General features: G+C 65.8%; 17 protein-coding genes. 4 read left to right on the top strand and 13 right to left on the bottom strand.

Going from position 1 to position 23,692, the window contains the following annotated elements; genetic code table 11:
• Positions 1-6 precede the first annotated feature (6 nt).
• A complete protein-coding gene (locus J6500_RS03780; RefSeq protein ID WP_225711323.1) occupies positions 7-1,644 on the top strand; it encodes a flavin-containing monooxygenase in 1,638 nt (545 codons plus the stop codon).
• 193 nt (positions 1,645-1,837) lie between these two features.
• On the opposite strand, the gene J6500_RS03775 is transcribed toward J6500_RS03780, so the two are convergent.
• The 11 genes from J6500_RS03775 to J6500_RS03725 form a co-directional block, all read right to left on the bottom strand.
• Positions 1,838-5,140 (bottom strand): carboxyl transferase domain-containing protein, encoded by a 3,303-nt coding sequence (locus J6500_RS03775; protein WP_225711322.1) that lies wholly within the window; start codon positions 5,138-5,140, stop codon positions 1,838-1,840.
• A gap of 204 nt (positions 5,141-5,344) precedes the next feature.
• A complete protein-coding gene (locus J6500_RS03770) occupies positions 5,345-6,229 on the bottom strand; it encodes an ABC transporter permease (RefSeq protein WP_225711321.1) in 885 nt (294 codons plus the stop codon).
• The gene (locus tag J6500_RS03765; protein WP_225711320.1) at positions 6,226-7,182 is read right to left on the bottom strand and encodes an ABC transporter permease; all 957 of its coding nucleotides are present in this window, start codon (positions 7,180-7,182) and stop codon (positions 6,226-6,228) included. The genes J6500_RS03770 and J6500_RS03765 overlap by 4 nt, the downstream gene beginning before the upstream one ends.
• 3 nt (positions 7,183-7,185) lie before the next feature.
• Positions 7,186-8,733, bottom strand: a complete 1,548-nt coding sequence (locus J6500_RS03760) for an ABC transporter substrate-binding protein (RefSeq protein ID WP_225711319.1) — start codon at positions 8,731-8,733, stop codon at positions 7,186-7,188.
• A 19-nt stretch (positions 8,734-8,752) separates the two neighbouring features.
• Positions 8,753-9,754: an ABC transporter ATP-binding protein gene (locus J6500_RS03755; protein ID WP_225711318.1), complete on the bottom strand. Its 1,002-nt coding sequence runs from the start codon at positions 9,752-9,754 to the stop codon at positions 8,753-8,755.
• Entirely contained in the window at positions 9,751-10,824 is a 1,074-nt protein-coding gene (locus tag J6500_RS03750) for an ABC transporter ATP-binding protein (RefSeq protein ID WP_225711317.1), read from the bottom strand. The genes J6500_RS03755 and J6500_RS03750 overlap by 4 nt, the downstream gene beginning before the upstream one ends.
• Positions 10,824-13,247 carry a CaiB/BaiF CoA transferase family protein gene (locus J6500_RS03745; RefSeq protein WP_225711316.1) on the bottom strand — a complete coding sequence of 808 codons (2,424 nt, stop codon included), beginning with the start codon at positions 13,245-13,247 and terminating at the stop codon, positions 10,824-10,826. The genes J6500_RS03750 and J6500_RS03745 overlap by 1 nt, the downstream gene beginning before the upstream one ends.
• Positions 13,248-13,420: 173 nt before the next feature.
• Positions 13,421-14,857, bottom strand: a complete 1,437-nt coding sequence (locus tag J6500_RS03740) for an amidohydrolase family protein (RefSeq protein WP_225711315.1) — start codon at positions 14,855-14,857, stop codon at positions 13,421-13,423.
• A gap of 139 nt (positions 14,858-14,996) precedes the next feature.
• The gene (locus tag J6500_RS03735; RefSeq protein WP_225711314.1) at positions 14,997-16,022 is read right to left on the bottom strand and encodes an ABC transporter substrate-binding protein; all 1,026 of its coding nucleotides are present in this window, start codon (positions 16,020-16,022) and stop codon (positions 14,997-14,999) included.
• A gap of 41 nt (positions 16,023-16,063) precedes the next feature.
• Entirely contained in the window at positions 16,064-16,840 is a 777-nt protein-coding gene (locus J6500_RS03730) for an ABC transporter permease (RefSeq protein ID WP_225711313.1), read from the bottom strand.
• Between the two features lie 2 nt (positions 16,841-16,842).
• Positions 16,843-17,697: an ABC transporter ATP-binding protein gene (locus J6500_RS03725; RefSeq protein ID WP_225711312.1), complete on the bottom strand. Its 855-nt coding sequence runs from the start codon at positions 17,695-17,697 to the stop codon at positions 16,843-16,845.
• Between the two features lie 202 nt (positions 17,698-17,899).
• Here J6500_RS03725 and J6500_RS03720 point away from each other — a divergent pair, with 202 nt between their 5' ends.
• Positions 17,900-18,658: a GntR family transcriptional regulator gene (locus J6500_RS03720; RefSeq protein WP_225711311.1), complete on the top strand. Its 759-nt coding sequence runs from the start codon at positions 17,900-17,902 to the stop codon at positions 18,656-18,658.
• Between the two features lie 77 nt (positions 18,659-18,735).
• Here the strand turns inward: J6500_RS03720 and J6500_RS03715 are convergent, their stop codons facing one another.
• Complete coding sequence (locus J6500_RS03715; protein WP_225711310.1) at positions 18,736-19,155, bottom strand: nuclear transport factor 2-like protein; 420 nt, start codon at positions 19,153-19,155, stop codon at positions 18,736-18,738.
• Positions 19,156-19,309: 154 nt separating this feature from the next.
• Here J6500_RS03715 and J6500_RS03710 point away from each other — a divergent pair, with 154 nt between their 5' ends.
• Both J6500_RS03710 and J6500_RS03705 read left to right on the top strand, forming a co-directional pair.
• Positions 19,310-20,602: an amidohydrolase family protein gene (locus tag J6500_RS03710; protein WP_225711309.1), complete on the top strand. Its 1,293-nt coding sequence runs from the start codon at positions 19,310-19,312 to the stop codon at positions 20,600-20,602.
• Between the two features lie 235 nt (positions 20,603-20,837).
• A complete protein-coding gene (locus tag J6500_RS03705; protein WP_225711308.1) occupies positions 20,838-22,052 on the top strand; it encodes a mandelate racemase/muconate lactonizing enzyme family protein in 1,215 nt (404 codons plus the stop codon).
• Between the two features lie 206 nt (positions 22,053-22,258).
• On the opposite strand, the gene J6500_RS03700 is transcribed toward J6500_RS03705, so the two are convergent.
• A complete protein-coding gene (locus tag J6500_RS03700; RefSeq protein ID WP_225711307.1) occupies positions 22,259-23,482 on the bottom strand; it encodes an ABC transporter substrate-binding protein in 1,224 nt (407 codons plus the stop codon).
• Positions 23,483-23,692: the final 210 nt, after the last annotated feature.

Below are 23,692 nucleotides of genomic sequence, written 5' to 3'. Positions count from 1 at the left end.
CGCGAGGTGGCCGCACAGCGTCAAGACACAACTCCGTCGCAGACGGCTGCGCTGGACTACGACGTCATCGTCATCGGCGCCGGCCTGTCCGGCATGTACCAGCTCTACCGGCTGCGCGAGCTTGGCCTCAAGACACGCGTGTTCGAGGCCGGCACCGGAGTCGGCGGCACCTGGTACTGGAACCGCTATCCCGGCGCGCGCTTCGATTCCGAGAGCTATTCCTACGGCTATTCGTTCTCCAAGGAGCTGCTGCAGGAATGGGAATGGTCCGAGCACTTTGCCGGCCAGCCGGAGACGCTGCGCTACTGCAATTATGTCGCCGACAAGTTCGACCTGCGTCGCGACATCCAGTTCGAGAGCCGTGTCACTGCTGCGATCTATCAGGACGAGACGCGAAGCTGGCAGGTCACGCTGACAAGCGGCGCGCAGTACAGCTGCCGCTTCCTGATCACCGCGATCGGCCCGCTCTCGACGCCGACGCTGCCGCGCATCGAGGGACGCGACAGTTTCAAGGGCCAATCCTTCCACACCGCGCGCTGGCCCAAGGAGAAGGTCGATTTCGCCGGCAAGCGCGTCGCCGTGATCGGCACCGGCGCCACCGGCATCCAGACCATCCAGACCATCGCGAGCGAGGTCGGACACCTCACCGTATTCCAGCGCACCGCCAACTGGGCCGCGCCGCTGCACAACGGCAAGATCGACGCCGCCACCCAAGCCAAGATCAAGGCCAGTTATCCCGAGATCTTCGCGCGCTGCCAGGAGACCTTTGCCTGCTTCATCCATACGCCCGATCCACGCGGCGCGTTTGAGGTCTCCGACGCCGAGCGAGAGGCGAACTACGAGAAGCTCTATGGCGAGCGCGGCTTCGGCATCTGGCAGGGCAACTTCAAGGACATCCTGATCGACCGCAAGGCCAATGCGACAATCAGCGATTTCATCGCGCGCAAGATCCGCGAGCGGGTCAAGAACCCTGCGGTGGCGGAGAAGCTGATCCCGAAGAACCATGGTTTCGGCACCCGCCGCGTGCCGCTCGAGACCTTCTATTTCGAGGTCTACAACCAGGACAATGTCGAGCTGGTCGATCTGAGCGAGACACCGATCGAGACGATCACGCCCGAGGGCATCCGCACCAGCGCGCGGGATTTCGCATTCGATATCATCATCTACGCCACCGGCTTCGACGCCATCACCGGCAGTTTCGACGCGATCGACTTTCGCGGCAGCGGCGGCGCGCGGCTGAAGGAGAAGTGGAAACACGGGCCGGAAACCTATCTCGGACTGATGGTCGACGGCTTCCCCAACATGATGATGCTGATGGGCCCGCACACCGCGCTCGGCAACATCCCGCGTAGCATCGAATACAGCGTCGACTGGGTCACCGGCCTGCTGCGGTTTGCGCAAGCGAAGGGCCTGACGTTTCTCGACGCAACGCCCGAGGGCACCGCCGGCTGGACCGATCACGTCAAGGCGCTCGGCGTCGGCCTGCTGTCCAACGAGGTCGATTCCTGGATGACCGGCATCAACCGCAACGTCGAAGGCAAGCAGACCCGCATCGTCGCCCGCTACAGCGGCAGCGCGCCGGCGTATCGTGCGCGCTGCGATGAGGTCGCGGCAAACGGGTATGCGGAGCTGCGGCTGGGTTGAACCTTCCTGCACGCAGGATGCGGGAGAGGGTTAGGGAGAGGGGTGCCACACGGCGCGCACCCTCCGTATGGAAATGCGACGGCTTACGTGATTGCGAGAGCGATCCCGCATCGAACAGTTGAGCCCGCGGCCACCCCTCTCCCCACCCTCTCCCGCAAGGGGAGAGGGAGCCTGAGAGCGTGCTCACCTTACGTCACCACGCGTCGATGCACGGCCGCTTGCGGTGGGTGCGCGGCTCGACCTTCGGCACCGAGCGCAGGCCCGCCATGATCCAGTGCCGGGTGTCGGCGGGGTCGATCACCTCGTCGATCTCGAGCACCGAGGCGATCGAGACCGCCTTGCCGTTGGCGTAGAGCTCGGCGACCTTGGTTTGAAAATACTTCTCGCGCTCGACGGGATCCTCGATTGCTTCCATCTCCTTGCGGAAGCCGAGGCGGACATAGCCTTCGAGGCCCATGCCGCCGAATTCACCGGTCGGCCATGCCACCGTGAAGAACGAGGCGTGGAAACCGCCGCCGATCATCGATTGCGCGCCGAGGCCGTAGCCCTTGCGCAGCACGATGCCGAACAGCGGCACGGTGATGCTGGCGCCGGTGACGAACATCCGCGCGACGTGGCGCACGATCGCGGTCTTCTCCGCCTCCGGGCCGACCATGAAGCCCGGCGTGTCGCATAGCGAGATGATCGGGATATCGAAGGCGTCGCAGAGCTGCATGAAGCGCGCCGCCTTGTCGCCGGCCGGCGCGTCGATGGCGCCGCCGAGATGTTTTGGATTGTTGGCGATCAGGCCGAACGGCTTGCCCTCGATGCGGATGAAGGCGGTGATCATGCCAACGCCGAAGTCGCGGCGCAGCTCCAGCACCGAGCCTTCGTCGGCAATGAGGTCGATGACGTTGCGGATGTCGTAGACGCGCAGGCGGTTCTCCGGGATCGCGCGGCGCAAGAGCCGCTGGTCCGGCGCCATCCAGTCCCGTACCGCGCCCTGGAAGTAGGACAGATACTTTTGCGCCGTGGTCGTCGCCTCGGCCTCGTCTTCGACCAGGATGTCGATCACGCCGTTCGGCGACTGGAAGCTGACAGGACCGACTTCGGCTGGATGATAGACGCCGAGCCCGCCGCCCTCGATCATCGCCGGGCCGCCCATGCCGATCGAGGCATTCTTGGTGGCGATGATGACGTCGCAGACGCCGAGCATCGCGGCGTTGCCGGCAAAGCAATAGCCGGAGACGATGCCGACGACCGGCACGAGGCCGGAGAGTCTTGCGAACTGCACGAAGGAAGGACCGTCGAGGCCGGTCATGCCGAGCCGGTCGGTATCGCCGGGCCGGCCGCCGCCGCCCTCGGCGTAAAACACCAGCGGAAGCCGCCACTGCTCGGTCAGCGTGAGCATGCGGTCGATCTTCTTGTGGTTCATGTGGCCCTGGGTGCCCGCCAGCACGGTGTAGTCATAGGCGATCACCATGCAGCGTGCGCCTTCGGGACCGAAATCCTTCGCGTTGACGGTGGCGACGCCGGCGATCAGGCCGTCGGCCGGCGTGTTCTTGATGAGGTCCTCGACCTTGCGGCGGCGGCGCTGCGCTGCGATCGCGAGCGAGCCGTATTCGACGAATGAGCCCTCATCGACCAGATGGGCGACGTTCTCGCGCGCGGTGCGCTGGTTGGTCTTGCGGCGGCGCTCGACCGAGGCCGGCCGGTTCTCGTCCAGCGTGATCGCCTTGCGCGCGATCAGCTCGGCGAGATCGGGACGGATATGATCGAGGTCGATCGCCGCCTCCTGCTCCGCGGTGTGGCCGTCGACCTCGGCCGGCTCGAGGAACAGGATCGGCTCGCCATGCATCAGCGTGACGCCGGGACCGCCCGCGATCCTGGTCACCCGGCCGCCATGCGGCGCGGCGACGAGATGCTCCATCTTCATCGATTCCAGCACGGCGATCTGCTGGCCGGGGCGGACCAGATCGCCTTCGGCGACCTCGATCGCCACGATCGTGCCCTGCAGCGGTGCGGGCACGGGGAGCGACCCTTCGGGTGCGGCCTCTGCGACGACCGCCTTGGTTGCAGCGGTTTCGCTGACCTCGACCAGCGGCGCGGCAAGCTCCTTGGCCGCGCCGACCAGCGCCGCGACATGGGTATCGATGAAGTTGGTGCTGATCTTGTTGCGGGCAAAGCTCTGATGCGCCAGCACGGCGCCGAGGAACGGGATGTTGGTGGCAACGCCACCGATGCGGAATTCGCGCAAGGTGCGGGATGCCTTGTGCACCACGTCGGCCCATTTCGCGCTCGGCGAATGCACGATGACCTTGGCCAGCAGCGAGTCGAACGCTGCGCTGGTCCGGTAGCCGGAATAGCCGAATGTATCGACACGCACCCCCGGGCCGGACGGCAGATCGAACACCGCCAGCGTGCCGCCAGTCGGCTTTGTCACCCCCTTCTCGTCCATCACCTCCATGTTGACGCGGAGCTGCATGGCATAGCCACGCGGCAGCGGCACCGCGGCCTGCGCGAGATCGAGCGAGGCCAGCGTCGCGCCGGCAGCAACCGCGAGCTGCGCGCGGACCAGATCGACGCCGAGCACCGCCTCGGTGACGGTGTGCTCGACCTGCAGCCGGGGATTGGCCTCGATGAAGGCAAACGCGCCCTCGCCCTCGCCGGCCTCGTCATCGACAAGGAATTCAAAGGTACCGAGATTGTCGTAGCGCGCGGCCGACGCGAGCTGCTTGGCCGCCTCGATGATGCGGGCTCGGAGCACATCGCTCAGCGACGGGCTCGGCGCCACCTCGATCAGCTTCTGGTTGCGGCGCTGGATGGTGCATTCACGCTCCCAGAGATGAGAGATCGCGCCGTGACGATCACCGATGATCTGCACCTCGATATGGCGCGCCTTGCGGATCAGCCGCTCGACATAGACGGCGTCGCTGCCGAATGCCGCCTTGGCCTCGGACTGGCAACGCGCATAGGCCTCCGGAAGCTTGGCAGCGTCCTCGACCACGCGCATGCCGCGCCCGCCGCCGCCGGCGATCGCCTTGATCATCACGGCAGCGCTGTCGCCGAGCGAGGCGAAGAAAGCCTTTGCTTCGTCCAGCGTGGTTGCGCCCGAGGTGCCGGCGATAACAGGCACGCCGCACTTCTTCGCCAGCGCCTTGGCCGTGGCCTTGTCGCCGAACAGATCGAGCGCGTCCGGCGACGGGCCGACAAAGGTGATCTTCTCCTCCGCGCAGCGCCGCGCCAGTGCCGCATTCTCGCTGAGGAAGCCATAGCCCGGATGCAGCGCGTCGCAGCCGGTCGCTTTCGCAGCCGCGACCACCGCCTCGATGTCGAGATAGGCCCGCGCGCCGCGGCCGGGGATCTCGCGCGCCTCGTCGGCTGAGCGGACATGCAGCGAGGCCGCATCGTCGGCGGGATAGATCGCGACCGTGGCAAGGCCGCTCTCGCTGGCGGCGCGGGCAATGCGGATGGCGATCTCTCCGCGGTTGGCGATCAGCAATTTCTTGAAGGACATGGCCGGTTCCGTTGGTTACTTACCTCGCCCCGCTTGCGGGGAGAGGTCGAAGCCGAAGCGAAGCGCAGGCTTCGGGTGAGGGGGAGTCTCCGCAAGCGCGCCTGGGGAGAGTCCCCCCACCCGAAATTCGCGCTGCGCGCAAATTTCGACCTCTCCCCGCAGGCGGGGCGAGGTGAAGACGCACGCGGCTTGATATCTCATCGCTCAACGATCCTTCATGGTCGGATCGAGCACGATACGCAGGGATTCTCCCAGCGCGTTGAACGCCAGCGAGACGACGAGGATGGCAAGGCCCGGCGCGTACATCTGCTCGGGCGCGATCTCCATGTATTGATAGGCGCGCGCCAGCATGGCGCCCCAGCTCGGATTCGGCGGCTGGATGCCAAGGCCGAGGAACGACAGGCTGGCTTCGGCCAGCAGCGCCGCGGCGAGCAGTAGCGTCACCTGCACGATCACCGGCTGCAGCGTGTTCGGCAGCACGTGGCGCCACAGCACATGCCGGGTCGGGGCGCCGAAGCCTCTGGACGCATCGACATAGAGCTCCTGCCGCACGATCAGGGTGCGGGCGCGGACGATGCGCGCCAGCGCCGGAAACATCGTGATGCCGACCGCGATCATGCCGTTGGTCAGGCCGATGCCGAGCGCGCCGGTGACGGCGATCGCGAGCACGATCGCAGGGAACGAAAGAAACGTATCGATGACGCGGCTGATGATGTCGTCGATCCAGCCGCCGAAATAACCGGCGACGAGGCCGACCGGCAGGCCGATCAGGACCGCGACGCCGACCGCGAGCAGGCTGGCATAGACGGTCGCCGGCGCGCCGTAGATCAGGCGGGACAGCACGTCGCGGCCGAGATCGTCGGTGCCGAGCAGATGGGCGGGGCCCGGCGGCGCCAGCATGTTGTTGACGTCCTGCGCGGTCGGCGCGTAGGGCGCGATCCACGGCGCGCCGATCGCCACGACGACCAGCACCAGCAGCACCAGGATCGACAGCCCGGCGCGGAGATCGCCGACCAGCCAGCGCACGAGGCGGCGCAGCGCCGTCGGCTGTGCCGGGACCTTCAGCGGAGCGAGCGCCGTGTCGGTCATTGATCGATCCTCGGATCGACCGCGGCACACAAGAGATCGGTGACGAGGTTGACCACGATCACCACGACCACCATGGTGAAGACGACGCCCTGCACGATCGGAAAATCGCGCTGGATCGCGCCGCGCACGATCAGGCTGCCGAGGCCGGGAATCGCGAACACCGCCTCGATCACCACGGTGGCTGCCAGCATGCGGTTGACCAGGAGGCTGATTATGGTGAGCAGGTTGACGCTGACATTCTTCAACCCGTGCTGCCAGAGGATGCGCGACATCGACAGTCCCTTAGCATGCAGCGTGCGGACATATTGCGACGACAGCACCTCCAGCAGCGCACCGCGGAGCTGGCGCGCGACCTCGGCCATGCCGTAGGCCGCGATCGCAATGCCCGGCAGCAGCGCGTGCCTGACGGCATCGATCGGCGAGGCGGTGAAGGACTTTGCGCCGGTGGCGGGCAGCCAGTTCAACTTCAGCGAGAATTCCGCCACCAGGATCATCGCGAGCCAGAAACCGGGCACCGCGACGCCGAGCGAGGCGAGCATGCTGATCAGCTTGTCGATCCAGCCGTTCGGCTTGATCGCGGCCATCACGCCCATTGGAATGCCCGTCACGAGCGCCAGCGCCAACGCGATGAGGACGATCAGCAGCGTGTTCGGGAAGGCACGCCCGATCGAGTCGGCGACCTTCTCGCCGGTCAGCAGCGACTGCGAGAGATCGCCCTGCACGACATGGCCGAGCCAGGCGCCGTATTGCACCAGGAACGGGCGGTCGAGGCCGTAGATATTTCTGATCTCCGCGATCCGCGCATCGGTGGCGTTGTCGCCGGCGAGCGTCACGGCGATGTCGCCGGGTACCAGCTTGAGCAGCGCAAACACCATGAAGGTCGCAAGCAGGATCACCGGCAGCGCCTGCAACAGGCGGCTGCCGATGACCTTGACCGGTGACCGTCGTGCCATGGTTTACCCTTCAAGCCAGACGTCGTCGTATTTCGGCTTGCCCAGCAGGTTCGGCCGATAGCCCTGCACCTTCTTGTTCATGGCAACGAGCTCGAACTGGAACGCCAGCGGCGCGACGAAGGCATTCTCCATCACCAGCCGCTGCACGGTGGAGAACGCCTTGCGCCTGGTGTCGAGATCCTCCGATGCGCGCGACTCCCGGATCGCGGCCTCGAGCTCCGGCGGCACCGGCGCGCGGCCGCCATTGTAGTAGGCGTCCTTAGTGAACATCAGCGAATAGGTCAGGCTCGGATCGGGCCGCCCGGTCCACGCCGCGAGCAGGCCGGAGTTCTTCTTCTCCGGACCGAAGAACGAGGCGGAGGCTTCCGCGATCGGCGCGTTGACGAAGCGCACGTTCATGCCGGCCTTGCGGAACTGCTCGATCAGGATCTCCTGGCGCTGCACCGAATCCTGGTCCGGATAGCCGCCGAGCTCGATCGTGGTACCTTCCTTGAAGCCGGCCTCGGCGAGCAGCTTGCGCGCCTTGTCGGGATCGTAGGGATAGAGCTTTGCGACCTCGGCATCGTAGGCCCAATGCGCCTTCGGCAGGTTCATGTAGGCGGGCTCGGCGAGGCCGGCGAGCCCGGCCTTGACGAAGGATTCGCGATCGATTGCGAAGTTGAAGGCTTGCCTGATCTTGACGTTGTCGAACGGCGGCTTGGCCCAGTTGATGAAGATCTGGAACACATACAGCGTCGGGCCGTGCACCACCTTGACGCTCGAGGCGCGCTCGATGATCGCCTTCTGCCGCGGCGGCAGCTGGTAGATCAAATCGTTCTGGCCGGCGGTGACCGAGCGCGCGCCGGTGGTGAGCTCGGGGATGATCGAGAGCTCGATGCCGTCGGGATAGGGCCGGTTCGGCTTCCAGTATTTTTCGTTGCGCTTGACCACGATCTTCTCGCCGTCAGCCCAGCTGACGAACGCATAGGCGCCGGCGCCGACCGGCTTGCGGGTGACGACGCCGCCCTCGGCCGCCTTCAAGGCGGTCGGCGACACCATCATGCCGGCGCGATCGGACAGGATGCCGGGCAGCGCGGTATCAGGCGATTTCAACATCAGCGTCACCTGCTGGGGACCGGTGACCTCGACCGAGGATACCGACAGCAGATCGGCCTTGATGTTGGATTTCGCGTCGCTGCGGTTGCGATCGAGGTTGAACTTGACTGCCTCGGCATCGAGCGGCGTGCCGTCGTGAAAAGTCACTCCCGCGCGGATGTTGAGCACCAGCGTCGTCGGATCGACGAACTTCCAGCTTTCGGCGAGACCGGACTTCGGCTTCAGCGTGTCGAACTCCCATTCAGTCAGCGTGTCGTACATCGTGAACAGGAAGGCATGATCGGAGCCGGCCCCGCCGGTCGCCGGATCGAGGCTCGACGGATTGGCTGGCGCCGAGATGCGCAGGATCCCACCCTTCTTCGGCGCGCCCTCAGCGAATGCTCTGCCGCCGAGGCTGGTGCTCGCCAATGCACCCGAGATCAGCGCCATGGCTTCGCGTCGTGTCGTCATCGTCATGGCATTCCCTCCGGTGTTGTTAATTCGGCGAAAAGTTCGGGCGGTCGGCAAAATGGCATGCGACCCAGTGGTCGGGCGTCAGCTCGCGCCAATCCGGTGCACGCTCGGCGCACAGCGGCTGCGCATGCGGGCAGCGGGTGCGGAAACGACATCCTGACGGCGGATCGATCGGGCTCGGCACCTCGCCTTGCAGGACAATGCGCGCATCGGTGCGCATCGACGACGGCAGCGGCCGCGGTTCGGCCGATAGCAGCGCGATGGTGTAGGGATGCAGCGGCCGCTCTGCGACTTCCTCCGTCGGGCCGAGCTCGACGAACTGCCCGAGATACATCACCGCGACGCGCTCGCTGATATGTGAGACCACGGCGAGATCGTGGGTGATGAAGACATAGGTGAGGCCGAGATCGCGCTGCAGATCGGCGAACAGATTGAGCACGTCGCCGCGGATCGACATGTCGAGCGCGGCCACGACCTCGTCGCAGACAATCAGCTTTGGCCTCAAGGTCAGCGCGCGGGCGATCACGACGCGCTGCTTCTGGCCGCCGGAGAGCTGGTGCGGATAGCGCGCGCCGAACTCCTGCGGCAGGCCGACGCGCTCCAGCGCCTCCCTCGCCTGCCGCTCGCGCTCGGCCTTCGATCCGACGCGGGCAAGCTCCAGCGGCTCGAGCACCGAGGCCAGGATGGTCATGCGCGGATTCAGCGCGGCGTTCGGGTCCTGGAAGATGATCTGGTAGTCGCGGCGGTGGCTCCGGAAGGCGCTGCGCGACAGCGCCGTCGGGTCGACGCCGTCGTGCAAAATCGCACCGGCGCTCGGCTTCAGCAAAAACACCAGCGCGCGGCCGATCGTGGTCTTGCCGGAGCCTGATTCCCCGATGATGCCAAAAGTCTCGCCGCGGCGGACGTCGAAATTGACGCCGTCGACTGCCTTCACGGTGGCGCGGCGGTCGGTGGTCTGGAAGCGGACCTGGAGGTCGCGCACCGAGACGATGGGCTCGCGGGGCTCGGTCGATGTTGCAGTCATTGTCGCGCGACCATTGGCGCGGCGGCGGGTCCGGGCGGATGCAGCGCCCCCGGCAGATTGAGCTCGGCGAAGCGCCAGCAGCGCACGCGCCGGCCGCCGGCGTCCTGCAATGCCTGCTCGGCCTCGCAGCCCTTTGCGGCGTGCGCGCAGCGGGCACGAAACCGGCAGCCGTTCGGCATCTCGGCGATCGACGGCACCCGGCCCGGGATCGACGGCAGCCGGCCGTGGCGCGGGCACAGATGCGGCAGCGAGCGCAACAGGCCCGAGGTGTAGGGATGGAGCGGCCGCACCAGCGCCTCGTCGACCGAGGCATCCTCGATCACCTCGCCGGCATACATCGTGATCATCCGCGTGCAGGTCTCGGCGACGACGCCGAGGTCGTGGGTGATCAGCATCAGGGCGGTGTGCGAGGTTTCGCTGATGTCGCGCAACAGTTCAAGGATCTGCGCCTGCACGGTGACGTCGAGCGCGGTTGTCGGCTCATCGGCGATCAAAAGCTGCGGCCCGCAGATCAGGCTGGCGGCGATCATCACGCGCTGGCGCATGCCGCCGGAGAGCTGGTGCGGATAGTCGTCGATCCGCCGCTCCGGCGAGGCGATCCCGACTCGCCGCAGCATCTCCAGCGTCTTCGCCCGCGCCTCCTCGTAACTGATGTCGGTGTGAACGCGCAGCGTCTCGGCGATCTGGTGGCCGACGGTGAAGACGGGATCGAGCGCGCTCATCGGCTCCTGGAAGATCATCGCGATCCGCTTGCCCCTGATCGCGCGCATCTGCCGCGCGCTGCAGGAGGCGAGATCGATGCCATCAAACAGGATCTTGCCGTCGAGGCCGGCGAAATTGCCCGGCAGCAGTCGCAGGATCGAGAGGCCCGTGATGGTCTTGCCGCAGCCGCTCTCGCCGACGATGCCGACCCGCTCGCCCGGCGCGATGTCGAAGTCGATCTTGCGCGTCGCCTGCCAGACGCCCTGCGCGGTCTTGAAGCGAATACCGAGGCCGCGCACGGACATCAGCGGCCGCGCGCCGTCGCGCGCTCCCTCCGCCCCAGGCTGTGCCGGCCGGCCTGTCCCCATCAGCCTGCCGCCCGCTTCTTCTCTTTCACCAGCTGCTCCTCCATCAGCATCTCGGTGCCGATGATGCCCTCTTGCGCCAGCTCGGCAAGCTCGGCGTCGGAGAGGCCGAGCATGCCGCCGAGGATCTCGCGATTGTGCTCGCCGAGCGTCGGCGGCACCGAGCGGATCGCAAACGGCGCGGCGCCCTCGCGGAACGGCATCGACGGCTGCGGGTGCTTGCCGATGAAGGCGCGGTCGACCTGCTGGATGAAACCGCGGGCCTGGAGCTGCGGGTCGTTCAGGAGTTCGATCGGCAGCCGCGCCACGCCCGCCGCGACACCGGCTGCTTGCAGCGCGGCCATCGCATCGTCAGGGTCGCGAACCGAGGTCCAGGCGTTGATCGCGGCCTCGATCTCCGACTCGATCGCGCGGCGACCTGCGGCTGTCGCAAGCGCGCGATTGCCCGCCCAGTCCTCGCGGCCGAGCAGCCGCGCCAGCTTCGGCCACATCGTGTCGTCGGAGGCCGCGACCACGATCCAGTTGTCCTCGCCGGCGCAGCGGAAGCAGCCATGCGGCACGAGATCCGGATGCCGATTGCCGTATTTCGTCGGCGGCTTGCCGTCGATCGAATGAGCCACGATCCAGGGCGCGGCAAACGGCATCATGCATTCGATCTGCGCGAGATCGATGAACTGGCCCTGACCCGTCAGCCTGGCGTGGATCAGCGCGGTGAGGACGGCCGCGCAGCCGTTGAGGCCGCCGACGGCATCGCCGAACGCAGTGTGGCTCATCACCGGCGGCCCGCCGGCATCACCGACCACGCTCGGCAGTCCGGAGCCCTGCTCCAAGGTCGAGCCATAGGCGCGGCAGTCGCGATGCGCGCTGCCGGCGCCGAATGCCGACATCGACATCATCACGAGCTTTGGGTTGGTCTTGCTCAGTACCTCGTAGCCGAGGCCGAGCTTGGGCAGCACCTCGACCGAATAATTGTCGACCACGAGGTCGGCATCGGCGAGCAGGCGTTTCGCCAGCGCGAGCCCCTTCCGCCGGGTGAGGTCGAGCGTGATGCCGCGCTTGTTGCGGTTCATGATGCAGTAGCGCACCGACTTCTCGTACATCTGCTCCAGCACATAGGCCGGGCGGCGGTCGACACCGCGCCACCAGTCCGGATACTGGATCGCCTCGATCTTGATGACGTCGGCGCCGAGATCGGCGAGCGTGCGGGTGCAGATCGGCCCGGCCCAGCCCATCGAGAAATCGATGACGCGGATGCCTTCAAGCGGCAATCGAGCCGCCGCAGCGGGCTTCGGCACTGGCACCCGCGGTGCAGCCTCGCGCCTTGCCTGCTGCTCGCCGACATCAGGCACGCGTCCCCCGCGCAGCGGCGGCGTTGCCATCAGCCGCTGCATCGTGCCGGCGGAAAAGCCGGTCTCGTCCCCGACCGTGATCGGGACGATCGCGCCGCGGGCGCGCTTCTCCTCGTCCGCGATCAAGTCCGCGATCTCCGGCACCGGCACGATCGGGATCTTGCGCTTGAGGCCTTCGGCAAACCATTCCTGCGCGGTGCGCTGCTTCAGCTTCGGCAGGATCCTGCCTTCGATCTCGGCGACATGCTTGAGCCGGTCGACGCCCATGAACAGCGAGGGATCGTTGCCCAGCTCAGTGAGCCCGAGCATCTCGCAGAACGCACGCCACTGCGCGGGTGTCACCGTGGTGACGCCGAGCCAGCCCTGCTTGGTCTCGTAGATGCCGACCGGGAACGTCGGCCAGAACCGGTTGACGCCGATCCGCCGCATGATGTCGCCTCGCTGGAACGCCTCGAACATGATGTACTCGGTGACGGCGATGCTGGCCTCGAACAGGCTGAGGTGACTGCTGCGCCCGCTTCCATCCTGCATGCGGCCGAACACCGAGGCGCTCGCGGCGATGAAGCCCCACAGCCCGCCGAGAATGCCGGTCTGAAAATCCGGCGCGTGCATCGGCGGCCCCTGTTCCGGGCCGACCAGTTTGATCAACCCGGTCAGCGCGCGGATCGTGGAATCGGTCGCCGCGAAGTTCGCGTAGGGGCCGCGATCGCCGAACCAGGACAGATCGAGATGGATCAGACCAGGATTGTCCCGCTTGATCGCATCGAGATCGACCGCTGGACACTCCGCCGCATCGATGCCGCGGCCGTCGAGCAGAATGTCGCAGCCGGCAATCAGCTCGCGCAGGCGAGCCGCGTCATCCTTGCCGAGCGCGAGGCTCGATTTGTTGAAATTGAGGAACGCGAACCACGCGCTCTGTCCCTTCGGCGTCAGTGGCGCGGTGCGGCGCAGCGGATCGCCGTGCGGCGGCTCGATCTTCTGCACGTCGGCGCCGAAATCGGCGAACAGCCGCGCGCAGTAGCTGGTCGCAGCCGCGCTTCCGACCTCGACAATCCGCAGATGCGACAACGCGCCCATCACGCTTCCTCGCGACAAAATGACCAGCCGATGACATCAGCTGATTCAGTTTCTTGTTGGCTGAACTTGAAGCCGCGCCGACACTGTGATGCAAGTGGAATTTTCTTCCGCTTCGCGGAATACGCGCGGTCGTAACGACGATAGCCGATCGGTCTGGCGCGTGCCTTTGCCGCCTAAATGCAGGTGAGCTGCGCTGCGAACCAGTCCTGCAATGACGTCGAAAGCTGCGGCCATGCACGCAGAACATGCGCGTATGTGGCAGCACTTCCGCGATAGAGGCCACGCAGTTCCTGTTCGATGCCGGGGAGATCAACACCCAAGCACCGACCATTGCTGACGATGCTGCGCCCCTCGACGACGACGTCTCTCACCAGCGACGCATTGCCGCGTGCAAACAACAGATCGAGCGGATCGGCGGCGAGGATCTGACCGTCCTCGAGGCGGTCGAGATCGATGCTGACGAAATCGGCCGGTGCGCCGACCGCGAGCTCGCCGCTTCCCGGCGCGCCGGTGGCGCGGCGGCCATTGCGGATCGCAAGCGTGAAGAATTCCTGCGGCGTCCAGGTGCGCGCAAAACCGAGGCCGCCGTGCATCATCTGCACCAGCCGCATCTCGCGCAGCACGTCGTCGTCTTCGTCGAGCGCGAGGCCGTCGACGCCGACCGCGATCGCGCAGCCGCAGCGGTGCGCCGCCGCGATCGGCGCCAGCCCGGAGCGCAGATGCAGGTTGGACGAGAAATTGGTGACGATGCGCGCGCCGGATGCCGCGATCATCTCGATCTCGTCGGGCCTCGCATGAATGCAGTGCGCCAGCGTCAGCCGCTCGGAGAGCAGACCGATGTCGCGGAGATAGCGAACGATGCCGCCGGGGAAATGCCGGTCGGCCCAGGCGCGCTGATAAATCGTCTCGAGCAGGTGCATATGGACGCGGCGTCCGGTCTGCGCGGAATTCTCCGCGACCGCCTCGAGCAGCGGCTTCGAGCACCATTGCACGCCGGCAGGCCCGAGCTGCACGTCGACCATGGGACCTGCGATCGCCGCTGCGATGGCATCGGTCAGCTCGGTATAGGCTTTCGGCGACATCGGCGCGCGGACGAACAGTTGCTCGATCGCGTTGCGATCGTCGGCGGCGAGAGCCGACAGCACCGGTTCGCTGTCGCCATAGACGATCGGGTTCTGATCGCGCACCGCGATGGCAAAGGCGATGCGGATTCCGACATCGCCCGCCGCGCGCGCAATCGCTTTGGCCTCCTCGACCAGCGGCATCCTTCCGCTCGGTCGGGTGTAGTGCACCATCATCGCCGCGCAGCCGGCCTGTGCCGCACGCGCGAACGCGGAGGCCGCCGTCAGATACGGATCGACCGGCGCCCCCACCACCGTGCGCAGGATCCAGCCTTCCAAGGGCATGCCAACCACGCCGAAGCTGGACGCCCGCGGGCGGGCGTGATCGTGGGAGTTGATGAAAGCGGGGAGGATCAGGGAGCGCGGGCCTTCAACCCGGCCCTCGGCTTCCGAGATATCGGTGATCACGCCGCCATCGTGCCGCAGCACGACGTTGTCGCGGATGGCGGCGCCAGGACCGGTGAACAGACGGGTTGCGTTGACGTTCACTGCCGCTGCCCTCCACTGTCATTGCGAGGAGCGAAGCGACAAAATTGCACATCAATTTTGCGCTGAAGCGACGAAGCAATCCATCTATCTCCGCGCTGAGGAATGCATTGCTTCGCTTCGCTCGCAATGACGAATTGCCTCAGTTCGCCGTATACACCAGATCCCTCTCCGCGCGCGGCGGCAGGAATTCGCGCGAGAACACTTCCGCCGGGGTCGGCGCGCGGGCGAGCTGGTAGCCTTCGACGATGATGCCGATGGCGCGGGCCATACGGTCGTCCTTGACGTCGCCGATCCCGATCTCCTTCATCTCCGGCGAGACGATCAGCTTCTCGAAGGAATATTGCAGCCGCCGCTTCTCGACATCGACATTGATCAGATTGTCATAGTTCAGCGCCGCCTTCATGCCGGCGTTCTGGTCCGTGGCGACCGCGATGGCGCCCTTGTTGATGGCACGGACGAGGCCGGCCACCGCCTTCGGGTTCGACGCGATCAGCTTGCGCGAGACCATTACGCCGTTGGAATAGAGGTCGAGCCCGTAATCGCCGAACGAGAACCATTTGAAATCCTTGTCCGGGTCCTGGCGGTTCAGCACCAGGTTGAAGTAGCTGGTGATGTTGAACACCAGCGCGGCATCGATGTCGCCCTTGATCAGCATCGGCTCCTGCAGGTTCGGCGCCATGTTGGAGATCTTGATCTTCTCGCCGTCGAGCCCGTTCTTGTGCACGAACACCGGCAGCAGCCGCGTGGTCGGCGTGCCCTGCGCGCCGCCCAGCGTGTGGCCCTCGAAATCCTTGATCGACTTGATGCCGCTGGAGTTCTTGGCGACGATCGCGAATGGCGGCTGGTTCCACATCATGTAGACCATGACCGGCGCATCCTGCGGCTTGGTCGCGGCGTTCTGGATGATCGCGTTGACGTCGCCGAAGCCGGCATCATAGGCGCCGGACATGATCCGCGTCACCGTCGCACCGGAGCCCTCGCCCTGGTCGATCACGACGTTGAGGCCTTCCTCTTTGAAGTAGCCGTTGTCCTTGGCGTAGAAGAACGCGGCGTCGCTGCCTTGCGTCTTCCAGCCCAGCGTGAACTTGATGGTGGTTTCCTGGGCGCTCGCGGACCCCGCAACCAGGGCCAGTCCCAGCAGCGCAGCGCTTATTGTCTTCAGCATGACGACCTCCTCAACTCCAGTGAACGGCGATTGACGAAACCTCAGGTAGCGATGACGTTGTCCTTGCGCGTCGCCCATCCCGTCACCTGGCCCTCGATCAGCGAGAACAGGACGTAGAGCGCGACGCCGAGGCCGGCGAGCACGAATAACCCGGCGAACACCAGCGGCACGTTGAAATTGGAGGACGCGGTCATCATCACGTTGCCGATGCCGCGGTTCGAGGCGACGGTCTCCGACAGCACTGCGCCGACGAACGCGTAGGAGATCGCGACCTTCAGCGAGGCGAAGAAGAACGGCATGGTTCTCGGCAGGCCGACATTCCAGAGAATGTCGAGTTTGCTGGCGCCGAGCGCCTTCAGGACGTCTTCGAGCTCCGGCTCGGTGGTGGCGAGGCCTGTCGCGATATTGACCACGATCGGAAAGAAGCAGATCGACAGCGAGGTCAGCACCGCCGGCACGGTGCCGGAGCCGAACCACAGCACGAAGATCGGCACCACGGCGACTTTCGGGATCGAGGAGAAACCGACCAATAGCGGATAGCAGGTGTCGTACGCGGTCCTGGAGACGCCGATCACGGCGCCGAGCGCGACGCCAAGCGCCACGCCGAGCACGAAGCCGATCATGGTGGTGACCAGCGTCTGGACGATGTGCGGCCACAGCAGCGGGAATTTCTCGATCAGCGTGACGAAGATCTGCGAGGGGCGCGGCAGCACGAGGTCCGACATACCCGTGATCAGGCAGAACAGCTCCCAGGCGACGAAGAACAGCACGATCAGCACCGCGGACCAGGCCTTCTGCCTGATATCAGACACGGACACGGTCAGGGCTCCCCTTGCGCCGACGTGCGCGCCTCGACGATGAAGGCACGGAGCTTCTGGTTGAGGGCGACGAAGTCGGGTTCGAACGTCATGGCGACCGTACGGGGCCGCGCAAAATCGACCCGGGAGTCGTCGAGGATGCGGCCGGGCCGCGCGCTCATCACGCAGATGCGGCCGGCCAGGAAGCCGGCCTCGCGCAGATCGTGGGTGACCAGCAGCACGGTCGGCTTGTGGGTCATCCAGAGCTGCTGCAGGATTCCCCACAGCTCCTCGCGGGTGAACTGGTCGAGCGCGCCGAACGGCTCGTCGAGCAGCAGCATGCGCGGCTCGTGGATCAGTGCGCGGCAGAGATTTGCACGCTGGAGCATGCCGCCGGACAGTTGCCAAGGATAACGGCCGCCAAAACCCTTCAGCCCGACCTGCTCGAGCAGCGCGTTGGCCTTGTCGCGGAATTCGGTCTTGCGCAGCCTGCGGAACTGCGAGCGGTACGGCTCGACGATCTTCAGCGGCAGCATGATGTTCTTTTCGATCGTCATCCACGGCAGCATGGTCGGGTTCTGGAACGCCATGCCGACCCGCATCGCCCGCGCCGCGACCTCGCGGCCGCCGACGATGACGACGCCGCCGGTCGGCCGCGTCAGACCCGAAACCAGCCGCAGGATGGTGGACTTGCCGCAGCCGGACGGGCCGACCAGCGCCACGAACTCGCCGTCGGCGATCCTTAAGGTGGTGGTCGACAGGGCCGGCACGGCGCGGGCGCCGCGGCCGAAGGTGACGGAAGCTTCCGACAGCTCGATCGCGGTCGGCGCGGATCCGGCGGGAACGACCTCGCCGGCAAAGTCGGAGTTTGGTTGCATGCGCATCACGGGCAAAGTGCATGCAAGCTGGATGCCAGCGGCCGGGCTGTGGAAAATCAAGGGGATCGCGGGACACGCGGACGAGAAGCCGGATTCCGTTTAGGCAATTTGCGGCACAAACTGCATGCAATTCGGGCGCCCGATTGTTTCGCCGGTATGATAAAGAAGCGCCCGAAGCACTTTCTGAACAGGATTCGCTGATATGGCGGGGCGCGCCGGCACGGGCAAGACGGCTGAATCGACCGACAGGGTCAGCGTGATCTGCCGCGCGCTGCGGCGGGCGATCATCGAGCAGGCGCTGGAGCCCGGCGCGAAGCTGCCCGAGGATTCGCTCGGCGAACGCTTCGGCGTCAGCCGCACCATTGCGCGGCATGCGCTCGGGCAGCTCGCCGCTGAAGGCCTGGTCGAGCTGCGCCGCAACCGGATCGCGGTCGTGGCGACGCCGAGCTGGCAGGAGGCGCGCGATGCCTTCGACATCCGCATCGAGCTCGAGCGGCTGGTGGTGCGGCAGCTCGCGGGCAGGCTGACCAAGGCGCAAATCGCCGAGCTGACCGCGCATGTCGACGCCGAGGACCGCGCCCGCGACGGCACCGACGCGGTGTCGATCCGGCTCGCCACCGAATTCCATATCCTGCTCGCGCACATGACGAACAGTCCGATCCTGGTGCGCTATGTCAGCGAGGTGGCCTATCGCTGCTGCCTGACGCTCTCGCTGTACAGCCGGCCGCATTCATCGGAGTGCGCGATCAACGAACACCGCGCGATCATCGCTGCGCTGGTGAAGGGCGACGCCGCCAAGGCGATGGAGCTGATGCATGGCCATCTCGATTCCGTGGCAACCCGCGCCCTGGTGGCGCCGACGCCGCAGCGCGGCCGGGATCTGCTGGATATTCTGGCGCCATACGCCGATGAGACGGGCAGCGAGCGCGTGGTGAAGCTGCCGAAGGCGGCGCGAAGATAGTAGCGACAACCGCTCCATTGCCGCCATCCCTGAGCGGGTGTGAAGCTTTGTCCCACCCACCGCTGTGGTGGGCGTGCCTACGCCTCGATGCCCCGCTGCAGCAAAATCCGCTCGGCGCTGTCGTTCCAGACGTCCATCTTCACGATCCGCCCGCCCTGCACCACGAAGCGGTCGACATAGCGGTTGCCTTCGAACGGCGTGCCGTCGATCCATTCGCCGTAGAGCGTGCCGATGCTGTAGACGACGGTCTCGCCGGCACCCGGACAGACGTCGAAGCGATCCATCCGCTTCTTGACCCACCGATAGCGCTTGGCATTGAACCCGGTCGGCCCGCGCGGATGGTCGAATTCGCGCCCGCCGGTGAAGGTGATCACCGTGCCCGGCTTCATGTAGGCCGCCGCGGCGTCGGGATCGGGGATCATCGATGCGGTCAGATAGGCCTCGACGATCTCGGCATCGGACAGCGGGCGGGCATCGGCTCTGGCGATGACGGACATGCGGTATCTCCAAGGATGCTCGAACTCTACAATCTAGCGGCAAAAGTGCATGCACATTTTTTGAACAATCTGAGGGGGCAAACTGCACACAATCTGATACTGCTCGTTCCCTGCGATTCCGCTAGGCTGAAACCATCCTGGCCCTTGCTCCACGATGATCGCGAAACCTGTCTTCGACCTCGTCTTCCGTAACGCCGTGACGCGCGGCTCGGCCGCTGCGGTCGATATCGGCATTATCGGCGGGAAAATCGCCGAAGTCGCGCCACGGCTCGCCTGCGAGGCGGTGGAGATCGATCTCGGCGGCCGGCTGGCGCTGCCCGGCTTCGTCGACAGCCATATTCATCTCGACAAGGCCTGCCTGCTCGGCCGCTGCGGGCACGACCATGCCAATGTCACCGAGGCCATCCGCGCGGTGGCGGCGATGAAGCGCGACTTCACGGTGGAGGACGTCTACGCGCGCGGCGCCCGGGTGCTGGAGCGCGCGATCACGGCCGGCACCACACGGATGCGGACCCATGTCGAGATCGATCCGCGGGTCGGCCTGCGCGGCTTCGAGGCGGTCAAGGCGCTGAAGCGCGACTATGCCTGGGCGCTCGATCTGTCGCTCTGCGTCTTCCCGCAGGAAGGCCTGACCAACGACCCCGGCGCCGACGAGCTGCTGGTCGCGGCGCTGCGCGACGGCGCGCAGGCGATCGGCGGCTGCCCCTACGTCGACACCGACCCGAACGCCCAGATCGCACGCATCTTCGATCTCGCGCAGGAGTTCGACATCGATGTCGACCTTCATCTCGATTTCGATCTCGATCCGTCCTGGTGGCACATGGAGGAGGTCTGCCGGCAGGCCGAGCGGCGCAACTATCATGGCCGCGTCGCGATCGGGCATGCTTCGAAACTGTCCGCGCTGTCGCCGGAGCGGCTGAAGGCGGCCGCCGCGCGGCTCACTGCGGCCGGCGTCGCCGTCACCGTGCTGCCGGCGACCGATCTCTATCTGATGGGGCGCGACGCCACGCATAACGTCCCGCGCGGCCTGGCCGCCGCGCACCGGCTCGTCGCCGACGGTGTGCTCTGCTCGGTCGCGACCAACAATGTGCAGAACCCATTCACGCCGTTCGGCGACGCCTCGCTGCTGCGGATGGCGAACCTCTACGCCAACGCGGCGCACGCCGGGATCGGCGACTTCGATACCTGCCTCGATCTCGTCACCGACCTGCCGGCACGGCTGATGAACCTGCGCGACTACGGCATCGCGGTCGGCAATCCCGCCGATCTCGTCGTGCTCGACACCGACAGTGCCACCGGCGCGATCGCCGAACTTCCCGACGTCCTGCTGGGCTTCAAGCGCGGCCGCAAGACATTCGAACGGCAAAAGCCGGCGCTGTTCCGGCCAAGCACCCCATCCTCCCCGCCACCCACATGCCGTCGTCCTGGCGAAAGCCAGGACCCATAACCACCGAGCTTGATTGAGAGCGAGACGGTGGCCAGCGTCACGCAACAACAGATCGCTGAGTAATGGCTCCTGGCTATCGCCAGGACGACGGCTGAATATTTGGTGCCGCTCGCGAGTCACATTTCCTCAGACTGACGGTCGAGAATGCATTGTCGCCTTGCTCCTACGCGAATTGACGCCTCATCCGATCCGTTGTTGAACTGCCTCAACACCAACAACAACCCGGGCGGAAATCATGAGCAAAGCCACCACCGTCAAGACCGTCGAGACGCTCGCCTGCGATGCCGGCTGGCGGAATTATCATTTCGTCAAGTTGACGACCGAGGACGGGCTGGTCGGCTGGAGCGAATATGACGAAGGCTTCGGCGCGCCCGGTGTGACGGCGGCGATCGAGCGGCTCTCGGCGCGGGTGATCGGCAGGAATGCGTTTCAGCACGAGCGGATCTATGCCGAGCTGTTCGCCGCGACGCGCCCGGCTGCCGGCGGCGTGGTGGCGCTGGCGCTCGGCGCGATCGAGAACGCGCTGCTTGACGTGAAAGCCAAGGCGCTCGGCGTGCCCTGCTACGATCTGCTCGGCGGCAAGATCCGCGACAGGGTCCGGGTCTACTGGTCGCATTGCGCGACCTGGCGCATCAATCACCCCGACTGGTACAAGCCGGCTATTACGGACCTCGACGGCGTCAAGGCGATCGGCCGCGAGGTGCGCGAGAAGAAGTTTTCGGCGCTCAAGACCAACATCTTCCTCTATACCGACGGCAAACCGCAGGGCTGGCGCCCCGGCTTCGGCTCGCCGTTCCAGCCCGAGATCAATGTCGACCGCACTGTGCTGCGCAATCTCTGCATGCATCTGGAAGCGATCCGTGACGGCGCCGGGCCGGATGTCGATCTGCTGCTCGATCTCAACTTCAACGCCAAGACCGAGGGCTATTTGAAGATCCTGCGCGCCATCGAGAAGATGGACATGTTCTGGGTCGAGATCGACACGTTCAACCCGCAGGCGCTCGGCTATATCCGCCGCCAGAGCCCGCACCCGATCTCGTCCTGCGAGACGCTATTGGGCCTGCGCGAATTCCTGCCCTATTTCACCGAGCAGGCGATGGATGTCGCGATCATCGACACGCCGTGGAACGGGGCCTGGCAGTCGATGAAGATCGCGGCCGCCGCCGAGCATTTCGAGGTCAACGTCGCGCCGCATAATTTCTACGGGCACCTCTGCACCATGATGAACGCGCACTTCTGCGCCGCGGTGCCGAACCTGCGCATCATGGAGACCGACATCGACCGCCTGGCCTGGGACCATGAGCTGTTCACCCATGTGCCCGAGTTCGTCGACGGCCATCTCGTGATCCCGGATCGACCCGGTTGGGGCACTGAGCCGAACGAGGAAGGCCTGCGCGCCCATCCGCCGAAGAACAAGGGCGGGCTGCTGAATTACGGGCTGAAGAAGTAGCGGCTTAGGAACCACGCGCGTAGCTTCACATCCTCTCAAGGGTGACGGTGATGAACATTGTGGCGAGCGGCCTCCCCACAACGTCGACCTGGCGAAAGCCAGGATCCATAACCACCGAATTTGCTTGAGAGCGGATCATGGCCCAGCAACGCGCAACGACCAACAGTCGGGGTAATGGGTTCTGGCTTTTCGCCAGGACGACGAAATCAATTATCCTCCCTGACCGTCGCGAACGCGCTCTCGATCACATCGCCGATCGGCTGCCATGCGTTGCCGTCGAACTGCACGAGGCGCATCTGCTTGATCGGGCGGAAATCGTTCGGGCCGGTGTTGATCACGATCCCCGGCAGCGCGATCGGGCTCTGGTAGTTCTTCAGCGACGCCGCCTGCCGCATGATGTTTTCGCGCGAGAAATCGTCGCCGCACTGGCGCAGCACCTGCAGCAGCGTGTCGGCGGCGGCATAGCCGAACACGGCGTAGATGTCGTCCTTGTCGCCGTCGGGGAAGTACCTGTCCATGAAGGCGTCCCACGCCTTGATGTGCGGATCGTCCTTCCACGCGGCGTCCCCGGCGTCCTTCAGGAACGAGGTCGAGATCACGCCGAGCGAATTCTGCAGGCCGGCCGGTTGCAAGGCGCTCGCGATCGAGGCCGACGCGTTGTCAAGGATGAACACCGGATGCCACTCCATCCCGGCGACGACGCGGATCGCACGCGCGGCGATCGCCGGCGCGCCATCGAACACCAGGATCTCGGCGCCGCTTGCCTTGAGGATGCCGAGCTGGTTCTCGATCCTGGTCTCCGTCGCATCGAAGGCGAGATCGGCGACGATCATGCCCGCGGTGTCGCCGAGCCCTTCCTGCAATCCCCGGAACAGGTCGCGGCCGAACTGGTCGTTCTGCCAGAGCACCGCGATCTTGCGATTGGGATAGGCGGCCTGGATGTAGTTGGCGTAGATTCGTCCCTCGGCGCGGAAAGTCGGCTGCCAGCCCATGGTCCAGGGCCAGGCCTTGGGATGCGCCCACTCCTCGTCACCCGATGCGACGAACAGTTGCGGGACGTTCTTCTCGTTGAGATATTTGCGCACCGCCAGATTGCCCGGCGTGCCGAACGAACCGAACATCATCAGCACGTTCTGCTGCTCGACGAGATTGCGGGTCTGCTCCATCGAGGTCTTCGGGTTGGAGCTGTCGTCGACCGAGATGAACTTGATCTTGCGGCCATTGATCCCGCCCTGTTCATTGACCATGTCGAAATAGGCAGCCTCGGCTCGGCCGATGGTCGCGAAGGCCGCGAGCGGCCCGGTGTAGGGCATGACGTTGCCGATGCGGATTTCGGTGTCGGCCGACGCCTGCTCTGCACGCAACGGTGCGGCGACCAGCGCGGCAAGGATGAGAACAATCGAAAACGCGGCTCGTCTTTGCATCAACATCGCCACAAACGCCGGCGCTGCCGGCGCTCCTCCCGAGCGCTTAGACTTTATCGCCCAAGCCAACGCCCAAAAAATGAAATGTTGATGGCGGAGCAGCCGCTCCCTTGCCTCTCCCGCTTGCGGGGAGGCCAGATCGCATCGCAGATGCGATCCGGGTGGGGGCTCTTGCCGCGATATGACTCGTGGAGGGATGCCCCGCCCCGGCCCTCC

The organism is Bradyrhizobium semiaridum (assembly GCF_020329505.1).
In the GTDB taxonomy this organism is placed as follows: Bacteria; Pseudomonadota; Alphaproteobacteria; order Rhizobiales; family Xanthobacteraceae; genus Bradyrhizobium; species Bradyrhizobium semiaridum.
The sequence above is the reverse complement of the archived record's forward strand: the minus strand, read 5'-3'. Positions and strand labels throughout refer to the sequence as shown.